This is a genomic window from Ensifer sp. LC384 (genome assembly GCF_001695865.1).
Taxonomy (GTDB): Bacteria; Pseudomonadota; Alphaproteobacteria; order Rhizobiales; family Rhizobiaceae; genus Ensifer.
In genome coordinates this window covers 1-6,046 of the sequence record NZ_MBST01000060.1, presented here as the reverse complement: position 1 = coordinate 6,046, position 6,046 = coordinate 1, and the positions used below count along the sequence as shown (strand labels likewise).

At 61.6% G+C, this 6,046-nt stretch carries 4 protein-coding genes and 1 pseudogene; 3 read left to right on the top strand and 2 right to left on the bottom strand.

What is annotated here, in order from left to right:
* On the top strand, window positions 1-577 hold a 577-nt coding region (locus BC363_RS29130), incomplete at its 5' end, for a BBE domain-containing protein (protein ID WP_141690472.1).
* A gap of 134 nt (window positions 578-711) precedes the next feature.
* The gene (locus tag BC363_RS29125) at window positions 712-1,008 is read left to right on the top strand and encodes an EAL domain-containing protein (RefSeq protein WP_065786275.1); all 297 of its coding nucleotides are present in this window, start codon (window positions 712-714) and stop codon (window positions 1,006-1,008) included.
* Between the two features lie 844 nt (window positions 1,009-1,852).
* Here the strand turns inward: BC363_RS29125 and BC363_RS29120 are convergent.
* Together BC363_RS29120 and BC363_RS29115 are read right to left on the bottom strand one after the other, a co-directional pair.
* A complete protein-coding gene (locus BC363_RS29120; RefSeq protein WP_065786274.1) occupies window positions 1,853-3,268 on the bottom strand; it encodes an FAD-binding oxidoreductase in 1,416 nt (471 codons plus the stop codon).
* A 159-nt stretch (window positions 3,269-3,427) separates the two neighbouring features.
* The gene (locus BC363_RS29115) at window positions 3,428-5,098 is read right to left on the bottom strand and encodes a LuxR family transcriptional regulator (RefSeq protein ID WP_141690471.1); all 1,671 of its coding nucleotides are present in this window, start codon (window positions 5,096-5,098) and stop codon (window positions 3,428-3,430) included.
* Window positions 5,099-5,531: 433 nt separating this feature from the next.
* Between BC363_RS29115 and BC363_RS29110 the strand changes: the two are divergent.
* Window positions 5,532-5,933, top strand: a pseudogene (locus BC363_RS29110) (IS5 family transposase); the annotation flags it as partial.
* Window positions 5,934-6,046 lie beyond the last annotated feature (113 nt).

Sequence of the window (6,046 nt, the reverse complement as noted above, 5' to 3'; positions counted from 1 at the left end):
CGATCCCGTCGCGGGGGAGAAAGCGACGGCGGGCTTGCGTGCGATCGGCAAGCCGATCGCCGACGTCGTCGGTCCCAATCCCTTCGTCGGCTGGCAGCAGGCCTTCGATCCGCTGCTTGCGCCCGGAGCCCGCAATTATTGGAAGAGCCATGATTTCATGGAGCTTTCCGATGCGACCATCGGCGTTTTGCTCGATGCCATCCGGCAATTGCCGGGGCCGGAATGCGAGATATTCATCGGCCATGTCGGTGGGGCGGCCGGCCGGGTAGCGGTGGAGGAGACCGCTTTCCCGCAGCGCAGCTCGCATTTCGTCATGAACGTCCACGCCCGCTGGCGCGAGCCGGCGATGGACCAAGCTTGCATCGGCTGGGCGCGGCGGCTTTTCGAGGCGGCCAAGCCCTATGCCGCTGGCACCGCATATATCAACTTCATGCCCGCGGACGAGGTCGACCGGGTCGAAGCGGCCTATGGCGGCAACTATCGGCGGCTCGTCGAGGTCAAGCGGCGGTATGACCCTGAGAACCTGTTCCGCATGAACCAGAACGTGCGGCCGATCGAAGATCAAGGGGCGGCGTGAACCGCACCGCTTGCTGCCGGTGCGAGGCGCGCCGGAAGCAAGCTCGCCACGGCGAGGGTATGCGCTTGATCTTAAGGGAGGGGCTGCATGGATGAGGGGGTCGGTCAGGGATATTCTTCAGGGCGCGGCGGAGCATGCCGTGCGCCTCCGCGAAAAAATACCGGAGGTTCCGCAGAGGCGGGAACTTTCCTATCTCGCCTCGCTGGAAACGTTCCGCGAGCAGGTCGGGCAAGGCGCTCGGGCTGACGATCGTCGCCGAGGGTGTCGAGACCGCGGAACAGAACGAGTTCCTGCGCGAGCAGGCTTGCGATGAAATCCAGGGCTTTCTGTTCAGCAAACCGGTTCCTGCGGACAAGATCGTCGAGATGATACGGCGGCAACAGACAGGAATTGAGCGAATCGCCGTCCAATGTCAGGCAAATCGTCGGTAGACGACCAACTTGAACTGTTCCCAAGAAGGTATTGGTCCGGTGGCGCCAGCGTCGAAGTCCAAAGAAGTGGGCCTTCTGTCGGCTCGAAGCTGGTATTTTGGCCAAGTTGGGGTCGTGTGCGGGAGAGGGCGATTTGCTACCCTAAGCCGTATGGGGGGAATGACCCTTGACGCCGGATAGCAGACCTCAAGTGCCTGTTCGCGCAAGCGTAACAATCGACGCTCCTGTGCGCCGTGGCATCCTGAAGGTGTCGGGGCGAGGGGCGTCCGCCCTCGCCTACGGCTCGGTAGTTCTCCTTGCCCCGCGGGCTGCGTCGAACAAGGTGCTGCATGAGCGCCGCCAGTTTGGCCACGTCTTCTTGAATGGCATCGGTGCATGGCACTTCCACTATGAACATCAATCTACTAATACAGATAATTTTGGAATTCACTTCAAGTATGACTTATAAGAAATCCATCAGTTCTTATTGTTAGAAGTTGCATTCTTGTGTAATATACCACTTACGCAGACACATCTTCTAGCACTGCATTGGCTTGCAAAATTCGCATTGCACGAGACGTATTGCCGTGGCTGTGGTCAATTATGACTTGTCATAAAAAATAAGATCAGAATAAGCCCGGATCGGCAACGATCCGGGCAATTTTCGACTTAATCAACGTGATGCCGTCAGCCAGTCCGAATATCCGCCAACAGCATTGCCAGGAAATCGGACGCTCGCAAGAGCGTGCGCAGAGCGGACTTTGGCCTCGCGATCAATTTCGCGTACAGGTGGCCTGCTCAACGATTGGCAGCTCCGGCCCTCGGCCAATTGGACCGCAGCCATGACGTTGCGGAACCGGGGCAGTCACAGCGGGGTGCCTGTCCGGCCGACCGGGATTTGCAAGTTGTGGTAGAAAACGTTCTCCGGATCGTACTTTGTTTTGACCTCTCGGATGCGTGCGTAGTTCGCGCCGAACGACAGCGCCAACATCTCTTCTCCACCTTCCCAGAAGCCACCGAAATTGAAATAGGTGCCGCCCCGTGAAACATGCGCGGCATCTTCGTGCCATTGCCGGACCCAAGCGATATTCGCTTCATCGGCCGCGGGGTCTTCGGCGTTGGCCTCGATCGTAAGCAGGAAGGGTGCCTCGCGATGATAGAAGGCGGTCGCCTCCGGTTGAACGCGGCCCATCGCGCCGCCGAGTGCCCACACTTCTACCGTGCTCAGCGGCGTGGGACGTCCTGCCCCGGCCTCGCAGGCGAGATGGATCACATCGTCACTCAACTCATCCAAGTAGAGCGATTTCCAGTAGTACCGGAGACCATGGGGGTAGTCGGGATCGAAGACCTGCTGGACTTCAACAAACGGCATCGGCCCGCTGAGATCCGCGATCGGCGTTGCGATTTGGCGCAGCGCAAGAGTGGCCTGCTCGCCCTGATCGAGGGGACCGCACCAGCACCCCACGACCACCATCACAGGCACTCCCCGGTGCTCCTCGGGAATGGGGTCTCCCTTTGGCGCGTTCCAGTGGATGGCAAGCGCCATCAGCTCATCCGGGGCCGACGGCATGAAGGAACGGAAGAAGGTGAGAACCTTTTCCGCAGCGGACGCAGGGTAGAACGTGAGGAGGAAATAGACGTCTGGGCCGAGCGGGTGGAGTTGAAATTCGAAGGAGGTGACGACACCGAAGTTCCCACCGCCGCCCTTGAGCGCCCAGAGCAAATCCGGGTGGCTCTGTTCGTCCGCCGTGATCAGCTTTCCGTCGGCCGTCACCACGTCGGCCGATAGGAGATTGTCTGAGGTGAGGCCGTATTTCCGGGTCAGGAATCCAAGCCCGCCATGAAGTGCAAGCCCACCGATGCCGGTTTCCGACACCGCGCCGACGGGCACCGCCAGCCCGAAGACCTGCGCCTCGTGATCGATGTCGCCAAGCAGCGCCCCACCCCCAACCCGAACGACAGACCGCGAGCGGTCCACTCGCACGCCGCGCATCGGAGTAAGATCGATCACGAGTCCGCCCTCGCAAATCGCATTGCCGGCCACATTGTGCCCGCCGCACCGCACCGCGATAGGCAGCGTCTGTTCTCGGGCAAAGCGGACCGCAGCCATGACGTCGGCCGAACCGGTGCAGCGCGCGATCGCGGCTGGACGCCTGTCGATCATGCCGTTCCAGATTCGGCGCGCTCCCTCGTAACCCTTATCCCCGCGCAGGAGGATCGCGCCGCGAAAGCGCTTGCGCAATTCTTCCAAGTTTTTGAGGTTTAACGCACCTGTCGCCATGGCGAACTCCTTTCTGGCTCAAGCCGGCCGGCAGCCTGAGCGCAAGCACGCTCGAGCTTAGGCGCGGGAGCGGAACCGCGCTTCGCCCGAGCGGGCCATTTGCGAAGGAAGATTTACATGGCCCGTTCGGGCAATGTTGCCGCCGATGGGGACCGCGCTTCAGAGGAGGCCGTGCTTAGCGGCAAAGGAAGCCGCGGCGGCGCGCGAGGACAATCCCAGCTTGGCGAGGATATTGGCGACGTGGCGATGCACCGTGTGCTCGCTACGGCAAAGGCGGGTCGCAATCTCCCTGTTGGTCAGACCGTGGGCAGTCAACGCCAAAACTTCGATCTCCCGCCTAGTCAGGCAATAAAAGGGATCGGCTCGCTTCCCTCCGGAACTGCGCAGCTCCCGTGCAACAGAATCCGCCTTGCGAGCCTCATACGCGGCCCCGATCGTGTCGAAGGTCCGAGCGGCCGTCAGAATTTCATCGATTGCGGCTGCCGTGCGTCCCAGTGTCGACAGGGTTCGGCCGAGTTCGACGCGCGCCTCGGCCGATTCGAAGGGCGCGCCGCTGTGCGCAAATAGCGCTGCTGCGTCTTCGAAACATGCTCTTGCTGCCAGCAGGTCCGACATGGCTGCGACGCGTCCTTCGGCAAAGCGCACTGCCGCTTGCATGGCCCCTGTGCGCACATTCGAGACCACATCCCGCAGTTCTTGAAGGGTTGTTTCCGCCTCGCGACGGTCTTCCAGCATCACGTGAGCCCGCACCAGCAGTTCCAGCCCCGCGGCACGCTCCAGGAGGTCCTCTATCGGAATTGAACGCAGGAAGCGCTGCGTGTGATCACGCCCGGCGTCGGCATCGCCTCGGTCAAGCGCGATGACTGCCCGCCTGAGCAAACAGCGCTTGCTAACAAACATCTGGTACGGCGGGGATTCCGCACGCTGCAATAGCTCTTGGGCTTCCGCGAACCGCCCCTGCCGCCGGCGCAGCTCCGCCAGCAGCACGAGCGCCTCGGCTGCCTGTGCGCGATGAGTTCGCTCCAACTCGTCGATCACTTCGATGAGTTCGGCCTCAGCCTCGGCCCAGGCGCCGCGCCAGATTAGGACCCCAGCATAGTGCGCCCGGCACAGGGCAAACATCAGCCGGTAGGACGACTGCAGCGAGCGCTCCTTGAGTTGCGCGCACCACTCCGCCGCTCTCTCCAGGTCGCGCGCCTTCTCGCAGGCGTAAATCAGACAGCAGCAGGCGGTGCAGGCCGCATCAATGTCCGTCATCTCGCCGTTAACGGCGGCCATCGTCGCCTCATCAAGGCAGCGCATGCCCTTGTCGATGTGGCCAAGGCTGACGCGAGCGAGCCCCTCGTAGGCGAGCGCCAACATCTCCAGGTCGACATCACCAAGAGCCTTGCCCTGTGATCTGGCACTGGTCGCGAAGTTTTGGGCGGTGGCGGGATCGTGATCGATCATCAACGCCATATGCGTTTTGACGATCTGAAGCCAGCCAAGCTCGCGACATGCTTCATCGCCGAGCAGGCGTTCGGCGCGCCGGACCCATCCGCTAGCAATTGCCGCCCTGCCCCGGAAGGTGCAGTAATCGATTGCCAAGGCAGCGGCGATGCGCGCGGCACCGCGATCTTCTCTGCTATCACGATAGAGCCGATAGGCGCGCTCCCGCGTGACGAACACCGTCGAAACGTCGCTAAGCCACCACGCCGCAGTGCCGAGACCCTCAAGGGCTTCCGGCGTTTCACCTCTGGCAAGCGCCACCTCGAAATGAACCCGCGCTTCCCGCCACGCTGCCCGCAGCAACGCCGCCTGCCCAGCACAAAGGGCCTTGTTCTGCTCCAATACCGCCACCGGCCTGCCTCGATCTTAAGCCTGAAAAAGCAATGCAAGCTGTCGCCGCGATCAATGTACAGCAAACGGTGCTTTCTTGGCATGCTGCAAGATCGAGGTCAGGTGTGAGGCAAGCTCCTGACCTTGAGCCGTAGTTAGGGGAACGACGCATTTCCTGAAGGTTCGGCCCTTGCCTGAAGGCTACTGAAGGGCGGCAATTGCATGACGCGGCCTAAGAAAATCAATTGGTTGCCGGCCGCGAAGCTGAAGGGGTTCAATGGGGCAGAGCAAATCGGGCTTGCGGTATGATCTCGCCCCTCCCGCAAACGACCCCAAGTTGAAGAACGGTTGGTGAGCGTCAGGGTTTAGCCTGTGCTTTAAGAGTCCGTTTTGAAATTCGTGCTCGGCGCTTTCCTGCGGCGTCTGGATGTGATTCATACTCCGGATGTGGACGCAACAGAGCCGGGGTCGAATGACCCAGATCGCCAAGAAAACGAAGCGCTATCCGTCGGACCTGACCGACGAGGAGTGGGAGCAGATTGCGCCGCTGATGCCGGCTCCCGGACGGCGCGGTCGACCGCGTGAGGTCGCGTTCCGCGAGGTGATCAACGCGGTGCGCTATCTGGTGCGCACTGGCTGCGGCTGGCGGATGCTGCCCGTGCATTTCGGCCCGTGGCAGACCGTCTACGGCTGGTTCCGCGAACTTGCGCGGCGGTTCCTGTTCCAGACCATCCACGACGTTGCCTTGATGGCCGATCGAGAACGAGCTGGACGCGAAGCGAGTCCGAGCGCTGCGGTGATCGACAGCCAGTCGGTCAAGGCGCCGCATTCTGAAACAAGGGGTTATACCAACGTGCACGGATCATGACCGATGCGCCCAATCGCGCATTCCGATGGACATGATCTTCCACGGCTGATCGACGAGCCTGTTCCAAGCGCGGCAGCATTGATCGACGATGT

What these genes read in the sequence shown, in the direction of transcription:
- BC363_RS29125 (WP_065786275.1), top strand. Translation starts at nt 712, where the DNA reads ATGCCGTGCGCCTCCGCGAAAAAATACCGGAGGTTCCGCAGAGGCGGG.
- BC363_RS29120 (WP_065786274.1), bottom strand. Translation starts at nt 3,268, where the DNA reads ATGGCGACAGGTGCGTTAAACCTCAAAAACTTGGAAGAATTGCGCAAG.